17 protein-coding genes are annotated in these 17,808 nt (G+C 41.9%); 5 read left to right on the forward strand and 12 right to left on the reverse strand.

Features of this window, described 5'->3' with window-relative positions; all coding sequences use genetic code 11:
* Nucleotides 1-35 precede the first annotated feature (35 nt).
* The 4 genes from adhE to EV209_RS10740 all read right to left on the reverse strand — a co-directional run bounded on the left by adhE (nt 36) and on the right by EV209_RS10740 (nt 4,951).
* On the reverse strand, nt 36-2,645 hold the full coding sequence (gene adhE, locus EV209_RS10725; RefSeq protein ID WP_130435463.1) for a bifunctional acetaldehyde-CoA/alcohol dehydrogenase: 2,610 nt from the start codon (nt 2,643-2,645) through the stop codon (nt 36-38).
* Between the two features lie 121 nt (nt 2,646-2,766).
* The gene (locus EV209_RS10730) at nt 2,767-3,273 is read right to left on the reverse strand and encodes a DUF4446 family protein (protein WP_130435464.1); all 507 of its coding nucleotides are present in this window, start codon (nt 3,271-3,273) and stop codon (nt 2,767-2,769) included.
* A 14-nt stretch (nt 3,274-3,287) separates the two neighbouring features.
* Nucleotides 3,288-4,181: a ParB/RepB/Spo0J family partition protein gene (locus EV209_RS10735; protein ID WP_130435465.1), complete on the reverse strand. Its 894-nt coding sequence runs from the start codon at nt 4,179-4,181 to the stop codon at nt 3,288-3,290.
* Nucleotides 4,178-4,951: a ParA family protein gene (locus tag EV209_RS10740; RefSeq protein ID WP_130435466.1), complete on the reverse strand. Its 774-nt coding sequence runs from the start codon at nt 4,949-4,951 to the stop codon at nt 4,178-4,180. Before EV209_RS10740 ends, EV209_RS10735 begins: the two co-directional genes overlap by 4 nt.
* Nucleotides 4,952-5,141: 190 nt before the next feature.
* Between EV209_RS10740 and EV209_RS10745 the strand changes: the two genes are divergently transcribed.
* The gene (locus EV209_RS10745; RefSeq protein ID WP_130435467.1) at nt 5,142-6,089 is read left to right on the forward strand and encodes an alpha/beta fold hydrolase; all 948 of its coding nucleotides are present in this window, start codon (nt 5,142-5,144) and stop codon (nt 6,087-6,089) included.
* 158 nt (nt 6,090-6,247) lie between these two features.
* Here the strand turns inward: EV209_RS10745 and rsmG are convergent, their stop codons facing one another.
* The 8 genes from rsmG to rpmH form a co-directional block, all read right to left on the reverse strand.
* Nucleotides 6,248-6,982 (reverse strand): 16S rRNA (guanine(527)-N(7))-methyltransferase RsmG, encoded by a 735-nt coding sequence (gene rsmG, locus EV209_RS10750; protein ID WP_130435468.1) that lies wholly within the window; start codon nt 6,980-6,982, stop codon nt 6,248-6,250.
* Nucleotides 6,979-8,868 carry a tRNA uridine-5-carboxymethylaminomethyl(34) synthesis enzyme MnmG gene (mnmG, locus tag EV209_RS10755; RefSeq protein ID WP_130435469.1) on the reverse strand — a complete coding sequence of 630 codons (1,890 nt, stop codon included), beginning with the start codon at nt 8,866-8,868 and terminating at the stop codon, nt 6,979-6,981. The genes rsmG and mnmG overlap by 4 nt, the downstream gene beginning before the upstream one ends.
* Nucleotides 8,869-8,912: 44 nt before the next feature.
* Complete coding sequence (gene mnmE / locus EV209_RS10760; RefSeq protein ID WP_130435470.1) at nt 8,913-10,289, reverse strand: tRNA uridine-5-carboxymethylaminomethyl(34) synthesis GTPase MnmE; 1,377 nt, start codon at nt 10,287-10,289, stop codon at nt 8,913-8,915.
* 123 nt (nt 10,290-10,412) lie between these two features.
* On the reverse strand, nt 10,413-11,087 hold the full coding sequence (gene jag, locus EV209_RS10765; protein WP_130435471.1) for an RNA-binding cell elongation regulator Jag/EloR: 675 nt from the start codon (nt 11,085-11,087) through the stop codon (nt 10,413-10,415).
* A 31-nt stretch (nt 11,088-11,118) separates the two neighbouring features.
* Nucleotides 11,119-12,381 (reverse strand): YidC/Oxa1 family membrane protein insertase, encoded by a 1,263-nt coding sequence (locus tag EV209_RS10770; protein WP_243647573.1) that lies wholly within the window; start codon nt 12,379-12,381, stop codon nt 11,119-11,121.
* A 17-nt stretch (nt 12,382-12,398) separates the two neighbouring features.
* Nucleotides 12,399-12,614: a membrane protein insertion efficiency factor YidD gene (gene yidD / locus EV209_RS10775; protein WP_130435472.1), complete on the reverse strand. Its 216-nt coding sequence runs from the start codon at nt 12,612-12,614 to the stop codon at nt 12,399-12,401.
* A gap of 5 nt (nt 12,615-12,619) precedes the next feature.
* A complete protein-coding gene (gene rnpA / locus EV209_RS10780) occupies nt 12,620-12,970 on the reverse strand; it encodes a ribonuclease P protein component (RefSeq protein ID WP_130435473.1) in 351 nt (116 codons plus the stop codon).
* 47 nt (nt 12,971-13,017) lie between these two features.
* Nucleotides 13,018-13,152, reverse strand: coding sequence for a 50S ribosomal protein L34 (gene rpmH, locus EV209_RS10785; RefSeq protein ID WP_117767944.1), 135 nt, complete (start codon nt 13,150-13,152; stop codon nt 13,018-13,020).
* A gap of 541 nt (nt 13,153-13,693) precedes the next feature.
* Between rpmH and dnaA the strand changes: the two genes are divergently transcribed.
* The 4 genes from dnaA (at nt 13,694) to recF (ending at nt 17,801) form a co-directional block, all read left to right on the forward strand.
* Nucleotides 13,694-15,061 carry a chromosomal replication initiator protein DnaA gene (dnaA, locus tag EV209_RS10790; RefSeq protein ID WP_130435474.1) on the forward strand — a complete coding sequence of 456 codons (1,368 nt, stop codon included), beginning with the start codon at nt 13,694-13,696 and terminating at the stop codon, nt 15,059-15,061.
* Between the two features lie 300 nt (nt 15,062-15,361).
* Complete coding sequence (dnaN, locus tag EV209_RS10795) at nt 15,362-16,465, forward strand: DNA polymerase III subunit beta (protein ID WP_130435475.1); 1,104 nt, start codon at nt 15,362-15,364, stop codon at nt 16,463-16,465.
* A 41-nt stretch (nt 16,466-16,506) separates the two neighbouring features.
* A complete protein-coding gene (locus tag EV209_RS10800) occupies nt 16,507-16,719 on the forward strand; it encodes an RNA-binding S4 domain-containing protein (protein ID WP_130435476.1) in 213 nt (70 codons plus the stop codon).
* Nucleotides 16,716-17,801: a DNA replication/repair protein RecF gene (gene recF, locus EV209_RS10805; RefSeq protein ID WP_130435477.1), complete on the forward strand. Its 1,086-nt coding sequence runs from the start codon at nt 16,716-16,718 to the stop codon at nt 17,799-17,801. The genes EV209_RS10800 and recF overlap by 4 nt, the downstream gene beginning before the upstream one ends.
* The last annotated feature ends 7 nt before the right edge of the window (nt 17,802-17,808 follow it).

Consider the following 17,808-nt stretch of genomic DNA (forward strand, 5'->3'; position numbering starts at 1 on the left):
TTCTTCAGACCGGCTGCAGTAACCTCCGCCTGTCTTTATTCTCCGTAATAAGCTTTCAGATACATTTCCTTAATTTCGCTCATCAGAGGATATCTGGGATTAGCTCCGGTACACTGATCATCAAAAGCCTGCTCCGTCATCGCATCCAGAGTATCCAGGAAATACTTCTCATCTACGCCGTAATCTTTAATGGTCTTCTTAATTCCAACTTTCTCCTTGAGCTCCCTGATTTTCTCAGTCAGGTTATTTACGCTCTCCTCATCTGTCTTGCCGCCGAAACCGCAGAATCTGGCGCATTCTGCATATCTCTCCATGGTATGGGGATAAGCATACTGTGAGAAAGTCCCCATTTTTGTAGGGCATTCTGCAGCATTGAAATCTACGATCATATCGATCAGCAGGGCATTTGCCACGCCGTGAGGCAGATGGTGGAACGCGCCCAGCTTGTGAGCCATGGAATGACATACGCCCAGGAAAGCGTTTGCAAAGGCCATACCTGCCATACAGGATGCATCAGCCATCTTCTGTCTTGCTTCCACATCGCTGCCGTTATCGTAGGCTCTGGGCAGATAATCAAATACATTTTTCATTGCCTTCAGGGCAAGGCCGTCTGTATAATCAGTCGCCATAATGGATGCATATGCTTCCAGCGCATGGGTCAGAACATCCACGCCAGATGCACTGGTCAGCCCCTTAGGCTGGCTCATCATGTTGTCTGTATCCACAATTGCCATATTAGGCAGCAGCGCATAATCCGCCAGAGGATATTTTACGCCTGTCTCCTGGTCTGTAATAACTGCAAAGGGCGTTACCTCAGAACCTGTACCGGAAGAAGTGGGAACTGCAATAAAGTAAGCCTTTTCACCCATTTTAGGGAAAGTGTATACTCTCTTTCTGATATCCATGAACCGCATCGCCATGTCCTGGAAGTCCACTTCAGGATGTTCATAGAGCACCCACATAATCTTACCGGCATCCATTGCAGAACCGCCGCCAAGTGCAATGATCACATCAGGCTGGAAAGCTGCCATTGCCTTTGCGCCTTCCTGCGCATTTGCAAGAGTGGGATCAGGCTGAACATTAGAAAATACTGTATGGGTAATGCCCATTTCATCCAGTCTGTCCGTAATGCACTTTGTATATCCGTTCATGTAAAGGAAGTTATCTGTTACAATGAAAGCGCGCTTTTTGCCCATAACATCCTTCAGCTCTCTCAGAGCCACAGGCAGGCAGCCTTTCTTAAAGTAAACCTTTTCGGGTGTTCTGAACCAAAGCATATTCTCTCTCCTCTCCGCTACCGTCTTCACATTCAGCAGATGCTTCACGCCTACGTTCTCGGATACGGAATTGCCGCCCCAGGAACCGCAGCCCAGCGTCAGGGAAGGAGCCATGTTAAAGTTATACAGGTCTCCGATACCGCCATGGGAGGAGGGGGTATTGATCACAATACGGCAGGTCTTCATGGCAGCCGCATGCTTCGCCATTTTTTCTTTTTCATTCACATTAATATACAGAGAAGAGGTGTGGCCATAACCGCCGTCGGCTACCAGGCGTTCTGCTTTTGCAATGGCTTCATCAAAAGTCTTTGCCTTATACATAGCCAGAACCGGGGATAATTTCTCATGGGCAAACTCCTCAGAAATATCCACAGATTCCACTTCACCGATCAGAATCTTTGTGCTTTCCGGCACCTCTACTCCAGCCAGTTTTGCAATGGCATGCGCGCTCTGGCCGACAATCTTTGCATTCAGGGCGCCATTGATAATGATGGTCTTACGCACCTTATCCAGTTCATCCTTTTTCAGGAAATAGCAGCCTCTGTCTGCAAATTCTTTTTTCACTTCTTTATATACCGGCTCCAGAACTGTTACGGACTGTTCGGAAGCACAGATCATGCCGTTATCAAATGTTTTGGAGTGAATAATGGAGTTCACAGCCAGCTTGATATCCGCAGTCTCATCGATAATAACGGGGGTATTTCCGGCGCCTACGCCCAAAGCAGGCTTTCCGGATGAGTAGGCTGCTTTCACCATTCCCGGGCCGCCTGTGGCCAGGATAATGTCAGCATTTTTCATCACTTCATTTGTGAGTTCCAGAGAGGGTACGTCGATCCAACCGATCAGCCCTGCAGGAGCGCCCGCAGCCTCGGCAGCCTCTTTCACAATCCTGGCTGCTTCGATGGTGCAGCCTTTTGCCCTGGGGTGAGGGCTGATGATAATCGCATTTCTGGTTTTCAGAGCCAGCAGGCACTTGAAAATCGCAGTGGAAGTAGGGTTTGTCGTAGGAATTACCGCTGCAATCAGCCCGATAGGCTCTGCGATCTTTTTCGTGCCAAACGCAGCGTCTTCTTCAATCACACCACATGTTTTTGTATCTTTATATGCGTTATAAATGTACTCTGCCGCATAATGATTCTTAATTACTTTATCTTCAACGATGCCCATGCCGGTTTCCGCAACAGCCATTTTAGCCAGCTGAATACGCTTCTGGTTCGCTGCCACTGCAGCGGCAAAAAAGATCTTATCCACCTGCTCCTGAGTAAAGGAAGCATATTCCTTCTGCGCTGCGCGGATCTCATCCATTCTGATCTGCAGAGATTCCAGACTGTCTACAGCCTTGGGTGATTCTACCTTTTTCTTCTCCATTTTCTGTCCTCCAATTTTGAAGTCATCATTCCCATTTGTTAGCTTGCAGACTTATTATATGATATCGTTAAAAAAATGTCAATCGTCCATTTGCACAGAGATTTGTTAAAATTTTAGCAGTCTATTCATATTTCTCACATTTGAGGGCTTCCTCAAGAGCAGTCTGCTCTTCCTCACTGATCGCCACAAAGGCCTCCCCCTTTACCACTTCTTTCAGATATGTATAACATCCTTCGCTGCCATGCATACAGCTGATCAGAAACCCATCATTATTTTGATCCAGCAGAGCAAGGGTGAAGCTGAGCCTTCCGCCAATATCCCCAAATGCATCGTAGCGGTAAACCCCTGCTTTTTGATAGCATAAAGCTGTTTTACTTTTTAATTTATCAATCTCTTTGTGAATCTCTTCCGCTTCTCCCCGAAGTCCTTTAGACGCCTTAACTGCCTCGCGTATCATTTTTTCCAGGGAATTTCCATCTTTGCCTTCTGTGAAAATACGGAATCTGGCCTCCAGTTTACTGTACTTTGCCGTCAGATATGTGACCATAATGAAAAGAACTATTACCAGCATCAGCAATGCTGCTACTGCAAACAGAAGATATTCTGGGTTCTCCGTTAAAAAACTCATACATCCTCCTTCCTTTATATACCAAACAGCTGCATTAATCGTTCAAAATCTTCTAAGGAATAATAATCTATTTCTATTTTCCCTTTATTTTCTTCTTTTCTTTTTATTTTTACTTTTGTCCCCATCCTCTGTTTCATTTTTTCTTCAAAATCCACATAGATTTCCTGATGCGGCAGTTCTATCTCTTCTTTTACAGGTCTGGGATTCAGGCATAACCGGACAACTGCTTCGGTTTCTCTTACGCTGAGTTTTTCATCAATAATCTGCCTGGCAATTTCTCTCTGCAGTTCTTTATCTTCAACCGCTAAAAGCACTTTCCCGTGACCGGTAGAAATCAACCCTTCTGCAATAAATTCCTGCACTTTTTCATCCAGCTTCAGTAAACGCATAGAATTGGTAATCGCTGTTCTGCTCTTAGAAACTCGCTCTGCCACCTCATCCTGCTTTAAATTAAACTCTTTTAAAAGTCTCTGATAGGCCATTGCTTCTTCAATCGGATTGAGGTCGTCTCTCTGCAGATTCTCTACCAGCGAAATTTCAGCCACTTCCTTATCCGTATATTCCCGCACCATCACCGGCACCTCTTTCAGCCCTGCCAGTTTTGCCGCTCTCCATCTTCTCTCTCCTGCAATTATTTCATAGTGGTCTCCCTTTAACTGAACAATTAATGGCTGGATCACGCCATATAGTTTTATAGACTCCGCCAATTCCACAAGAGTATCCTCGTCAAACTGCTTTCTGGGCTGTCTCCTGTTTGGTTCGATTTTTGACAGACGCAGCATCATTTCTGACTTTTGGTCCTCTTTTTCCCTTTTTGTTATCTGACTTTTTTGTAAGTCATTTTTCTTTTCGATATTTGTATTGGGGATCAATGAATCCAATCCCCTCCCTAAACCGCCTTTTTTCATTCTTCTACCTCTCCACGCTGAATTACTTCCTGGGCCAGCAGCCTATAACTTTCTGCACCTGCAGATTTGCTGTCATATAAATTTATAGGCACTCCATGGCTGGGCGCTTCTGCAAGCCTAACATTTCTGGGTATAATGGTTTTATAAATTGTCTGTTTTAAGTTATCCTTTACATTTTCAACAACTTGTAATGAGAGATTTGTCCTCGCATCATACATTGTAAAGACAACCCCCTCCATTTCCAATTCGGGATTCAGCCTTTCCTTTACTAAATTTATTGTATGTAATAATTGGCTTAAACCTTCCAGAGCATAATATTCGCACTGTATCGGCACAAGAACAGTATCCGCAGTAGTCATTGCATTTACTGTTAACATACTAAGGGAGGGAGGGCAATCTATAATCACAAAATCATACTTTTCTTTTATCTGATCTACTTGTTTTTTTAAAATATATTCTTTTTCTTCTACACCAATCAGCTCTATTTCGGCGCCTGATAAATTAATGTTTGAAGGAATTAAATCTAAATTATCCAGAACTTTTTCCAGCAGACATTCTTCAATCTTACATTCCTCTAAAATCAATTCATATACTGTATTTTCCAGTCCTTCTTTTTCTACCCCGAACCCACTGGTGGTATTTCCCTGAGGATCAATATCCACAACCAAAACTTTTTGATTTGCTTCGGCTAAACATGCAGAAAGATTAATCGCTGTTGTTGTTTTTCCCACTCCACCTTTTTGATTTGCTACTGCAATTACTCTGGTCATTTTCCTTCTCCAATTTATTGATTGACAGACATTACAAATAGAAGTATAACACCAATCTATGTTTTTGGCTACATAAAAATGTTCCACGTGGAACATAACAAATATTATCTGGCCTTGTATCTTTTATAGAAATCATATATAATAAGAGATATTGATAAAATTACTGCAAAACAACTGACAGGAGGCTTTTATGAAAGGAAAAGAAAAAGTATTTACTGCAATCGCCTTGACCACAGCCACCATTGCTGCTGCCGCAGCTGTAAACAAACTTATCTTTAAAAATGCGATTAAATGTAATTTATTAGAAAAAAAGCAAGGTCAATTTTATAAATGGAGATTTGGATCTGTATATTATGAAAAATATGGACAGGGGCAGCCGCTTCTTCTAGTCCATGACCTGAGTCCGGCTTCCAGTTCCTATGAATGGCAAAACTGTATAGCAAAGCTTTCAAAACATTATAGTGTATATGTATTTGATTTATTAGGATGCGGCCGTTCCGAAAAGCCAAACCTGGTTTATACGAACTTTATGTACAGCCAGCTGATTAATGATTTTATTAAAGAAGTAATTGGGCGCCGCACAAATGTTGCTGCAACTGGAAGTTCTTGTTCTCTGATTTTGACTGCCTGCTTAAATTCTCCTGATTCTTTTGATAAAATATTTCTTATCAGCCCGGAATCCTTAAAAGCATGTGCTCAGATTCCAACAAAAATTTCTAAGTTATATATGAATATTTTAGATATTCCAGTATTAGGAACAATGATCTATAATATTGCGTTCAGCAAAAAATCGTTGAAGGAAATGTTTTACAGTAAATTTGCTGACTGCAGCCAGAATGATATATCCCAGCTTGTTTGCCGCTATCATGAAGGGGCACATCTTGGAAGCAGTGCCAGTAAATCCTTATATGCCAGTATAAAAGGCAGGTATACTAACTTTAATGTAAATAAGGCTCTCCGTGAGATAGACAACAGTATTTTTATGATTGGAGGCGCAGATTCAGAATTTATGGATGATATTATTTCATCATACCGGGAATTAAATCCTGCAATTGAATCTACTCTTATTAGTGGGTGTAAAGATTTTCCTGTTTTAGAAGATGCATCTAGTCTGGCAGATACAATATTACGCTTTTAGCATGTACTGTATAAAAAAAACTACGCAGGCGGGAATTCCCGCCTGCTGCATCATGTCGCTTCTGTTACATATTTGATTTGCCTAAGCGCGATCTCCCTGAAGGGGATGTTGTATAGAGAATACTTTTTCAATACAACAAATATGTTCCACGTGGAACATTATGACAATGGTTCCTTTCCAGGCAATCCTGCCTTTCTAGGGTATTTTTTGGAAATTGGTTTCTTTTTACATATTTCAACAAGACTTCTTGAAATATCAGAACCTGGCAGATCAAAACGGTGAACCTGTACTGCCTCCGAGCATAATAGTTTCAATGCCCCGGCAGCATTATGAAGCTCCTCATCTACTCCGCCTGATTTATACGAAATAAAAATTCCATTTACTTTCAAGAAAGGGATACAATACTCTGATAATGTGGACAAATTTGAAACCGCACGGGATACACACAGGTCAAATTGTTCTCTAAACTCTGTATTTCTCGCCAAATCCTCGGCTCTTCCATGTACAGCAAAAATTCCTTCCAGCTTCAAATTTTCAATTACTTCTTTTAAAAACAAGACTCTTTTATTCAAGGAATCCAACAATACCACATTTAAATCTGGAAATAAAATTTTCAAAGGTATTCCAGGAAAACCAGCGCCTGTTCCGACATCAATTAGTTTTACCTGTCGATTTTCATCTTTGTTTTCAAAAAATTTCTGAATTATTTTCCATGACATAATACTATCAATAAAGTGCTTTTGTACCACCTGGCTGAATTCAGTAATTCCAGTTAAATTCATAACTTTATTTTTTTCTATCAACAATTCATAATAATTGCAAAATTGATTTACCTGAATATCTGACAAATCAAATCCTATTTTCTGAAAAGAAGAAACCAAATATTCTTTCATGCTTCTCTCCTTTTCTGTTCCAGATAGACCAGCAGCACAGATATATCTGCGGGGGAAACTCCTGATATCCTTGAAGCCTGACCGATTGAAGCCGGCTTAAATGCTTCCAGCTTCTGAACTGCCTCTTTACGTAATCCTTTAACAGCAGTATAATCAAAGCCAGAGGACAGTCTTCTGTTCTCGAGTTTTTTAAACTGTTCTACCTGTTTCATCTGCCTGTTGATATACCCCTCATATTTTAGATTAATATTCACTTGCTCTGCAGCATCCCGCGGAATTACAGGTCTGACAGGATCTATCTCAGCTAACAAAAAATAATTCAGCTCAGGGCGTTTCAAAAGTTCAGCGAGAGTCATACCAGATCCATTATTCAATAAGGTGCTGTTATGCTTTTCCAAAAAATTTTGTACTGTTTCAGATCCACCCACATGTATTTGACGAAGCCTGTCCATTTCCCTTTGGATTATCTCTTTTTTGGTAAGATATTTTTGATAACGATCCTCATCAATTAAACCAACACGATAACCTATCTCCGTCAATCTCATATCGGCATTATCCTGACGCAAAAGCAGTCTGTACTCTGCTCTGGAAGTCATCATTCTATATGGCTCATGAGTCTCTTTTGTTACAAGATCATCAATCAGGACACCTATATAGGCTTGAGAACGATCCAATACAAGTCTATCCTTATTTTGAATGCTCAGGGCCGCGTTAATTCCGGCAATTAATCCCTGGGCTGCTGCTTCTTCATATCCTGAACTTCCGTTTATCTGTCCCGCGCTGTATAATCCCGTGATATTCTTAAACTCTAGTGTAGGATTAAGCTGAAGGGCATCTATGCAGTCATACTCAATCGCATAAGCATTCCTTACAATTCTTACATTCTCCAAACCCTTCACTGTACGGTACATTTCATACTGTACATCTTCAGGAAGTGAGCTTGACAACCCTCCCAGATACATTTCGTTTGTATATAGTCCTTCCGGCTCAATAAACACCTGATGTCTTTCCTTATCCGCAAACTTCACCACCTTATCTTCAATTGAGGGGCAATACCGCGGCCCGGTTCCTTCGATCGCACCGGAAAAAAGCGGTGAACGATCCAGGTTATTCCTTATAATCTGATGAGTCTCCGGTGTGGTATAAGTAAGCCAGCAGGATACCTGGTCCTTTTGAACTGATTCAGGATCAGTAGCAAAGGAAAAAGGCACAATCCTCTCATCCCCAAACTGCTCTTCCATTTTTGTGAAATCAAGGCTTCTTTTATCCACTCTGGCAGGCGTACCAGTTTTAAAGCGCCTCATTTTCACTCCATTCTTCTGAAGAGATTCGGTAAGATAAACTGCGGCTTGTAATCCGTTCGGCCCAGTATTCTGGCTCACTTCTCCATAAATACACCTGGCCCTGAGATAGGTACCTGCCGCCAGGACTGCTGCTTTACAGCGATATATCGCACCTGAGGCCATCTTAATTCCCTGCAGTTTCCCGCCTTCAACGATAATCTCAGCCGCTTCACCCTGACGTACATGAAGGCCTTCTGTATTCTCCAATGTTCTTCGCATTTCTCTGGTATAATCCTGCTTGTCCGCCTGCGCGCGAAGAGAGTATACAGCGGGACCTTTAGAAGCATTCAGCATTTTTGACTGAATAAAGGTCTTATCTATATTTTTTCCCATCTCGCCACCCAGCGCGTCTATCTCTCTGACAAGATGGCCTTTTGAACTCCCGCCTATATTAGGATTACAGGGCATTAATGCAATACTGTCAACGCTGACAGTGAACATAATTGTTTCCAGACCCATTCTGGCGCATGCCAAAGCAGCTTCACAGCCCGCATGCCCGGCTCCTACCACAACTACATCATAATATTCTTCAACTACAGGCATAATGTACCTCATTCTTTTTTCTTACTTTTCTGCAATGTTTATTTCTATTTTCCCATACAAAACTTGCTGAACACCCGGTCAACCATATCGTCTTCCACTTCTTCACCTAAAATATACCCCAATTCCATATAAGCGTTCATCAAATCTATGGTAAGGAAATCTTCCGGCATATTTTGAGAAATACTTTCTCTTACCAGCTGCAGGCTTTCTCTTGCATGCCTCAGATTTTCTTTTTGGCGAATGTTAGTAATCCATACCTCGTCATTATATTGGACTTCTCTATGAAGGAACATTTCGCACAGCACATTTTCCAGCCGCTTAAAACCAGTAAATTCCTTAGCAGAAACCGTTATTACCTTTTTACCGGTTTTTTCCTTCAGCTCCTCCTCTGAAATATAGAGCGGCAGGTCAGATTTATTAAGAAGAACAACAGCTTTTTTATCCTGGATCATTCCGATAATCTGTTCATCGTTTTCATCCAGAGGCATGGAACCGTCAACCACATAAAGAATCAGATCTGCGTTCTCAGCCTGTTCCATAGCTTTAGATACCCCGATTTTCTCCACAATATCCTCCGTACTCCTGATACCTGCAGTATCTACCAATCTAAAGCCAATCCCCCCCAGAAGTATCTGTTCTTCCAAGGTATCTCTGGTGGTTCCCGCAATCTCTGTGACGATCGCCCTCTCTTGCCCTGCCAATAAATTTAACAGTGAAGATTTCCCTGCGTTAGGCCTGCCCAGAATAACCGTCCTGATCCCTTCCGCCAGCATCCTGCCATTATCCGCATCTGCCAGCATTTCATCTAACCCAATACAGATACCGTCTAAATCCTGATCCAGCTTCTCACAAAACCCCTCCAAAGAAATCTGTTCGGGATCATCCAGCGCGGCTTCTATCTGGGCGGCTCCATCCAATATCATATCCCGAAAATCCTTAATTTTAAAATATAATTTTCCATTCAGCTGGCTGACCGCATTTTTCCTGGCAAACTCATTTTTTGCCTGTATCAAATCCATAACTGCTTCAGCTCTGGATAAATCAATCCTTCCATTTAAAAACGCTCTTTTGGTAAACTCACCGGGATCCGCAGGACTTGCGCCGTTCTCCAAAACTGTTTCCAATATTCTCTTTGTCACGAGAACCCCGCCGTGACAATCGATCTCAACTGTATCCTCTGCCGTATAGCTTTTCGGCCCCCGCATCAGCAAAACCAGAACCTCATCTATCATTTCTTCATTCCTGAAGATATATCCGTAATGAATCGTATGCGTTTCCTGTTCACATAACCTTTTTCCAGCCTTTTTTGAACGAAACACCCTGTCCGCCACTTCAAAAGCCTCAGGACCGCTGATCCTGATTACACTGATCCCGCCTGGGCTCATTGCCGTGGCTATTGCAGCAATGGTTCTCTGTTCCATATTTACCTCTTTCCAGTCTGACCTCCGGGTTAAGGAAAGGCATGCATAAACTGATATGCATGCCTTTCCAGCCAGGTACTCACTGCAGCCGGCGGATCATCCGTTTACCGCGGCAGCATATTTTTATTTCTGTATAGGTTTATCTTTGTAAAACCTTTTTCTGTCTTTATCTCTTTTCAGCATAACCACTACATGCCTGTAAGGATCTTCCCCCTCGCTTTTCGTAGTAACATAGGGATCGTCCTGAAGAGCGGAATGAATAATTCTTCTTTCATAAGGGTTCATGGGTTCCAGAGAAACAGAATGCTTTGTTCTCTTTACTTTGTACGCAATGTTCTTTGCAAGGTTTTCAAGCGTTTCTTTTCTTCTGTTTCTGTAATCCTCTGTATCAAGTTTTACCCTGATATACTCATCGGTCCTCTTATTGATGACAACGCTCGCCAGATATTGCAAAGAATCCAGCGTCTGTCCTCTCTTTCCAATGAGCACTCCCATATCTCCGCCGCTGAGATCAATATTCACGACTTTTTCTTCCTGATCAAAGGACATGTCAATCTTCACTTCCATACCCATGGTACGGAATACATTTTCCAGGAACTCCCTTCCTTCATCCATCATATCATATTTCTTCCTGGCCTTAATTACAGCAGGCTTATTTCCGATGAATCCCAAAAGTCCGGTAGATCCCTTTTCAATTACTTCATATTCCAGTTTATCGCTGGTAATTCCCAGCTCAATCAGAGCTTTTGTTACAGCGTCATCCACTGTCTTAGCAGAAATCTGAATAAAATCAGCCATATTTATACCCCCTGATAAAATCAATTATGGGTTACTTTTTGCTCTTATCGTGCTTTTCGTTATACTGTTTCACCATATTTGCCTTAGCTGCCAGACTGCCAGGCTTAGGATTATTGGAACTGTAATATTCCGTAGACTTTTTAATCTGCTCTTCTCTCTTGGCAGCTTTATCTTTGGACTGTGATTCCATTTCAGCAGCATCCTGAAGGTTTCTCACCGTCTTCTGCGTTACCTGATTAAGCTTCTTAGGAGGAAGCCCTTTCTTAGCGCGCTTTTTATTCTGTTTTTCCAGGTTCTTCTCAATAATTTCATTCACATCAACCTGGTTGAAGTAACGGTTGATAAACCACTGCATAATAATCTGAACCACACTGCCTGCCACCCAGTACAGGCCCAGACCTGCCGGCATTGTAAAGCAGAAAAATACCGAAACCAGAGGCATAATAATATTCATGGTCTGCATTGTTTTTGCAGTGGGATCTTCAGAATTGGCAGGCTGAACAGTGGTCATCATTTTCGTGCTGAGCCACTGGAACAGACCGGCCATAATCGGGATCAGAATCCCGGGAAATCCAAATCCTGGGGTACTGGCCAAAGGCACTCCCAGAAAATTATTCATCTTATCAATAATAGGAACGTACTGATTCACCGTATTCGTCAGATTAGGATCATTGAAAATCTGCTCAAATTTATTCCATTCATCCGCGTCAAACTGATACAAAACATCGACAATCTTGTCCGAATTCAACAGTTCATCCGCGTTGGAAACGCCGGCATACCCCTGCTGCTTTGCCAGTTCAATCATCTGTTCATTCACATTATAATCTTTTATACCCTGTAATACATGTACAATTTCAAGATACATATCCTTCAGCTTCGGCACATATGCAGGCACATTAATGATTACCCGATACAGCGCAAACAGGATAGGCATCTGAATAATCAGCTGAAGACATCCTCCGGTGGGGCTCGTCCCATATTTGTCATATACGGCGCGAGTCTCCTCATTCATCTTCATCATGGATTCCTGATCTTTTTTGTTCTTATACTTCTTGGTGATCGCCTGTATTTCAGGCTGCATCACTGCGTTCAGCTTGGAATATTTCTGCTGCTTGATCGTCATAGGCAGCATCAGCAGCCTCACAATCAGTGTAAAAAGAACAATAGAAAGACCGATATTGGCTATTCCGACCAGATCGCAGGCCTGAAAAATCCAATCCATAATTACACCCAGCAAATTTGCTATGGGGCCAATCAGAAAAGCCGTACTCTTCGTTAACAATAAAAATTCCAAAAATTTACCTCCTTCTGTCAGGGAACAGGGTCATATCCGCCTTTGGCAAATGGGTTGCATCTCAATATCCTTTTGAAGGCCAGCCAAGAACCCTTTACCGCACCGTATTTTTCTAATGCCTCAATGGCATACTGAGAGCAGGTGGGCGTATAAATGCAGTGAGTCTTTACTTTTAAAGGCGATAAAAACTTTCTGTAAAACCGGATCAAGGAGATCAGTACCTTTTTTATCATAATGCTCACTTCGATTCTTCCAAACTCAAAATACCATGCATCCTGCAGAGATTCAGCATGGCGCTCTCTATTTCTGTATATCCTTGTCCCTTAGCCGATGGTCTGGCTACAAAAATGATGTCATATCCTGTCCTGAATGCGTCCATGTTCAACCGGAAACTCTCCCTGATCAGTCTGGCAAGCCGATGGCGCACAACGCTGTTCCCCACCTTTTTGCTGACCGATATTCCTAATCTCAAATCTGCAGTCTTATTTTCTGCAAGGTACATCACAAGGTACTTATTCCCTAAAGACCTTCTCCTGCGATATACCCTCTGAAATTCCACACTCTTCTTTAAAGAATGAATCTTTCCCATCTAATTCACCTTTCTTTAGAAAGAAGAAAAGGTCACATAACTGCGACCTAAGCGGATAATACTTTTCTTCCTTTTGCTCTTCTGGCAGCCAGTACCTTTCTGCCGTTTGCTGTGCTCATTCTTGCTCTGAAGCCGTGCACCTTGGCTCTGGATCTTTTTTTGGGCTGAAATGTCATCTTCATGAAACATACACCTCCTTATTTCAAATTTGTTCTGTTTCTTCAGAACACACTAAGGCAATTCTAAAATAGGACATCGTTTTAATTATAAGGAAAATCAATGATTTCGTCAAGTATTATTTCAATATAAAAAAAAATAAAGTTATCCACAAATTTTTCTTCTGTTTTATCCACATACATTAAACCTCTCCCCACATTTACATAATCTTATCCACAGTTTGTGTATAAGTTGTTGATAACTTGATATTTTTCCAAAGTAATCCATTTTATTGTGGATTTTTTCCTTTGATTTTCCAGATTTTTGTATGTGTATATTGTGAATTTAGTTATTCACTTATTCACAAAAGAAAGCAATCCATTTACCGCCGGTTTTCATTGAAACTGGGGATTATCAACTGTCATTCACAGGATTTCCCCTTACTTATACACAAGTTATCCACAATGTTTTATCCACAGCCCGTCCGAAAGCTATTGAAAAAAATTCTGGTTTGTTATATGATATTATAGAATAGGTTTCAATATATCCAAGGTTCAGGAGTTAAAGATGCTAGACATATTGAGAGACAAGTGGGAAGAAATTAAAGAAAAACTGAAAGAGGACCATGACATCACCAATGTATCCTATAAAACCTGGATACAGCCTATGCAGGTGGCGGATGTGGATAACAATACCGTTACTGTGGTCCTGAACGGAATTGAGGAAGAACAGCGGCAGCTGATTGATTTCGTCAATAAGAAATACCGTTTTATTTTACAGGTAACCATTGAAGAAGTCACAGACTTCGCCTGTAATGTTGTTTTTGTGCTTCCAGGTGATCTGGAAAAGAATCATACGAGTGCCGCAGAACCGTCTTCGGCGCCCATTTCTTCTCCATACAGCGCAAACCTGAACCAAAAATACACTTTTGATACTTTTGTGGTGGGTCCGAACAACAAGTTTGCCCATGCAGCTTCTCTTGCAGTCGCGGAATCCCCCGCGGAGAGATATAATCCTCTGTTTATCTACGGAGGCGTCGGACTGGGGAAAACTCATCTGATGCATGCTATAGCAAACTTTATATTAAGGAATAACCCGGATGCAAGGGTGTTATACGTAACCAGTGAAAAGTTTACAAATGAACTGATTGACGCAATCCGAAACAAAAATAGTATTTCCACATTTGAGTTTCGGGAGAAATACCGCAACATTGATGTGCTGCTCATTGATGACATACAGTTTATAATAGGAAAAGAAGGGACTCAGGAAGAATTTTTCCACACCTTTAATTTTTTGCATGACAATCAGAAACAGATTGTTATTTCTTCCGATAAACCTCCTAAAGCCTTTGAAACTTTGGAAGAGCGCCTGCGTTCCAGATTTGAAATGGGACTTCCGGTTGATATTTCCGCTCCGGACTATGAAACCAGAATGGCCATTCTTCGTAAAAAAGAGGAAATGGAAGGGTATAATATTGATAATGAGATTCTGAAATATATTGCTACCAATATTAAATCCAATATTCGGGAACTGGAAGGGGCTCTTACAAAAATTACTGCATATTCCAAGCTGTATAAAACAGATATTACCCAGGAAGTAGCGGAGGAAGCATTGAAGGATCTGATTTCTCCCAATCAGGTGAAAGAAGTTACTGTGGATACCATTATTGATACAGTTTCTGAACACTTCCACCTGAAGCCAGCGGATATTATTTCCCAGAAGAGAAATAAAGAGGTAGTATTCCCGCGGCAGATCGCCATGTATCTTTGCAGGTATATGACAGAATCACCTCTTCAGATGATCGGAAAGGCCATGGGCAACAGGGATCATACCACTATTCTTCATGGAATCGAGAAAATTGCAGGGGAAATGCAGGAAAATGAGAATTTAAAAAGTACCATTGATATTTTGAAAAAGAAAATTATGCCCGGATAATATCCACATCATATTGTGGATAAACCGCTTCATCCCCGTGCATAAACTGTTTAAAGATTTTGGACAACCAATAACCTGTCCACATTAGCTACATTAGGTCATTTTTCAGGGCTGTTGATAATTCACAGGTTATCCCGTGGCCGACCACAGGTTCATCCAGAAGTTATCCCTTAACCTGAACCCGCTGATGGACAGGCTTTCAGAGGGTTTTACACATATCAACACCACCTACTATTACTACTACTGAATTCTTTTAAACATAAATACATAAGGCCGCAGGCGAAAGGAGACACCAACAGCATGAAAATCATATGCCAGAAAGATATTTTGCAAAAAGGAGTCAATATCGTATCCAAAGCAGTTCCTTCAAAAACTACTATGCCTATTCTGGAATGTATTTTACTGGATGCTTCAGAAGGACAGATTAAACTGACTGCCAATGATATGGAACTCGGTATAGAAACAAAAATAAACGGAGAAATTGAAGATCCTGGCAAAGTCGCTCTGGATGCTAAAATTTTCTCTGAAATCGTAAGACGTCTGCCAGATAATGACGTCACCATTGAAACAGACAATAATTTTAATACTTTGATTACCTGTGAAAAGGCAAAATTCAATATTCCCGGAAAAGAAGGATCTGACTTTGCTTATCTTCCTGAAATAGAAAAAGACCACTATATAAGCCTCTCTCAGTTTACGCTGAAGGAAATAATCCGTCAGACTATCTTTTCAATTGCTGATAATGAAAATAACCGCATGATGTCCGGCGAACTGATTGAAATCAACGGCAGCGAACTTCGCATTGTATCTCTGGACGGGCACAGGATTTCTATCCGCAAGGTAGAACTGAAGGACGATTATGGACAGATGAAGGTAGTAGTTCCCGGAAAAACTTTGGGAGAAGTTGCAAAAATCCTTTCAGGAGACGCAGAAAGCGAAGTTCTGATGTTCTTCACTAAAAATCACGTGCTGTTTGAGTTTGACGACACTACCGTCGTGTCGAGGCTGATTGAGGGAGAATATTTTAAAATTAATCAGATGCTGTCCGGCGATTATGAAACAAAGGTGCAGATTAACAAGCGGGAATTGGCATCCTGTATAGACCGCGCTACCCTGCTTGTGAAAGAAAGCGATAAAAAACCGATTATCATGAACGTTCTTGATGAACTGATGGAACTGAAGCTGGTATCCTCTATTGGTTCCCTGAATGAAGAAATCTTGATTACTAAATCCGGAAAAGATATCATGATCGGATTTAATCCAAAGTTTTTAATGGACGCTCTCCGGGTAATTGATGATGAAGAAGTCACTCTTTACATGGTGAACCCTAAAGCGCCCTGTTTTATCAAGGATAAGAAGGAGAGTTATATTTATCTGATTCTGCCTGTGAATTTTATTGCCTGACGCCGGTATTTTACCGGACGGGATGATGGTGAGGAGAAAAAATGAGAAAAGTAGTGCTCAGAGAAGAATATATTAAACTAGGGCAGGCGCTGAAAGCTTCCAGGCTGGCTGATTCCGGTGTGGACGCAAAGTTTGCGGTTTTAGAAGGCAAAGTAAAGGTGAATGGATCTGTGGAACTGCAGAGGGGCAAAAAATTACATGCCGGGGATGTGGTAGAATATAATGGGGAGCAGATTCAGATCTCTGCGCCATGATCGTCACTTCTCTGGATTTAAACCAATTCCGGAATTATCCGGAGCTAAGTTTGCAATTTGACCCCGGAATCAATATTTTTTACGGAGATAACGCTCAGGGAAAAACGAATATTCTGGAAGCTGTATATCTGTGCGGCACAAATAAATCCCACAGGAGCAGCCGGGACCGGGAAATGATACGGTTTGGTCAGGAGGAAGCGCATATCAGACTGATGGCTTCCCGGGACGGGGCGCAGAGAAAGATTGATATGCATCTGAAGCGGAGCCGGGCTAAGGGAATCGCTGTTGACGGGGTGCCGATCAGAAAGGTCAGCGAACTGTTTGGAATTGTAAATGTTGTATTTTTTTCTCCGGAAGATTTGCAGATTATTAAAAACGGGCCGGCGGAAAGGCGCAGGTTTATTGATTTAGAGCTGTGTCAGCTGGATAAAATATATTTATATCAACTGGTAAATTATAACAAGTCGCTGATGCAGAGAAATCTTTTGCTCCGGGAGCTGCCGTTTAGGCCTGAGCTTATGGATACGCTGGAACTCTGGAACGAACAGCTGGACCGTTTTGGAAGCCAGATTGTCCGTTTGCGCGAGAATTTTATACGGGAGCTGGGTATTACGATCCAGGAGATCCATCAAAAACTGTCGGGAAACAGAGAGACCCTGGAAATCAGGTATGAGCCTGACTGCCGGGCAGACTGCATCCTGGACGCGCTTCATTCAGGGGAACAGCGGGACCTGAAGCAAAAGACCACCATGTCAGGGCCGCACAGGGACGATATTAATTTTATTGTCAACGGCGTGGATATCCGCAGATTCGGTTCGCAGGGCCAGCAAAGAACTGCGGCTCTGTCTCTGAAAATGGCTGAAATCAATTTAGTAAAAAAAATGACGAAGGATACGCCTGTGCTGCTGTTGGATGATGTACTCAGCGAATTAGATGCCGGCAGGCAGACACAGCTTCTGAATTCCATTGAAGGGATTCAAACCATGATCACCTGTACTGGTCTGGATGATTTTGTCAACCACAGGTTTCACATGGACAAAATATTCAGGGTATCGGAAGGTACCGTAAGGAATGAAAATTAGGAGGATT

The sequence above is a fragment of the Cuneatibacter caecimuris genome, from assembly GCF_004216775.1.
Taxonomy (GTDB): domain Bacteria; phylum Bacillota; class Clostridia; order Lachnospirales; family Lachnospiraceae; genus Cuneatibacter; species Cuneatibacter caecimuris.